This is a genomic window from Verticiella alkaliphila, from assembly GCF_018904615.1.
Classification (GTDB): domain Bacteria; phylum Pseudomonadota; class Gammaproteobacteria; order Burkholderiales; family Burkholderiaceae_B; genus Verticiella; species Verticiella alkaliphila.
In genome coordinates this window covers 1-1,215 of the sequence record NZ_JADCNH010000104.1, presented here as the reverse complement: position 1 = coordinate 1,215, position 1,215 = coordinate 1, and the positions used below count along the sequence as shown (strand labels likewise).

Annotated in this window: 1 pseudogene; it reads left to right on the top strand. The window is 65.0% G+C overall.

The features are described from left to right. Positions 1–71 precede the first annotated feature (71 nt). Positions 72–1,034, top strand: a pseudogene (locus IMZ29_RS22410) (IS256 family transposase); the annotation flags it as partial. Positions 1,035–1,215: the final 181 nt, after the last annotated feature.

Genomic DNA, 1,215 nt, shown 5'->3' with positions numbered 1-1,215 from the left:
CGATCTACCAACACCACCTCCGCGCCAGTGCTAGCTTTTCGTACCGTCACTTATTGCACTGAAAACGAGGAGACCCCACGTTCGAGCCGCAGCTGATTGGCAAGCACGAGCGGCGGTTCACGGGGTTCGACGACAAGATCATCGCCATGTACGCGCGCGGCATGTCGGTGCGCGAGATCCAGAAGTTCCTGGCGGAGATGTACGCCGTGGACGTCTCGCCCGACCTGATCAGCCGGGTCACTGACGCCGTGGTCGAGGAGGTCACTGCCTGGCAGTCGCGGCCGCTGGAGCCCGTGTACCCGGTGGTCTTCTTCGACGCCTTGCGCGTGAAGATCCGCGAAGACGCCGTGGTGCGCAACAAGGCGGTGTACCTGGCGCTGGGCGTGCTGCCGGACGGCACCCGCGACATCCTGGGCCTGTGGATCGAAAACACCGAGGGCGCGAAGTTCTGGATGAAGGTGTTCAACGACCTGAAGACCCGCGGCGTCGAGGACATCCTCATCGCCGTGACCGACGGCCTCAAGGGCATGCCCGAGGCCCTCGAGGTGACCTTCCCGGCGACGACGCTTCAGACCTGCATCGTTCACCTCATTCGCAACAGCCTGGACTACGCGAGCTGGCGCGATCGCAAGGCGCTGGCCGCTGCCGTCAAGCCGATCTACACGGCAGCCAGCGCGGAGGCCGCCGAAGCGGCCTTGCAGGCGTTTGAGAGCGGCGACTGGGGGCGAAGGTACCCCACGGTGGTGGCCGCCTGGCAACGGGCCTGGGACCGCGTGATTCCGTTCTTCGCGTTCCCTCCGGACGTGCGCCGGGTGATCTACACCACCAACGCCATCGAGAGCGTCAACGCGCAGGTGCGCAAGATTATCAAGACGCGAGGCCACTTCCCGAGTGACGAGGCGGCCACCAAGCTCATTTGGCTGGCGCTGCGCAACATCACCGCCGAGTGGAGCCGGCCTGCCTACAACTGGAAATCAGCGATGAACCAGTTCGCCATCCTCTACGGGGATCGCTTCACCAAGGGAGTCTCGTAAGATCGAGCACCGACTTTCCCACCGCGTCGGTCGGTTCGTCGCAAGCGCCGACCGCCGCCGTGGAAAAGTCTCAGCGCCTCGCACACGAAAATTCGGACACTCCCCATCGATCAGCTTCTGCGGCGGCTACCGCCGCGCCCGAGGCCGCCAGATTCGCGCTCGCACCGCGCCCGCGATCACC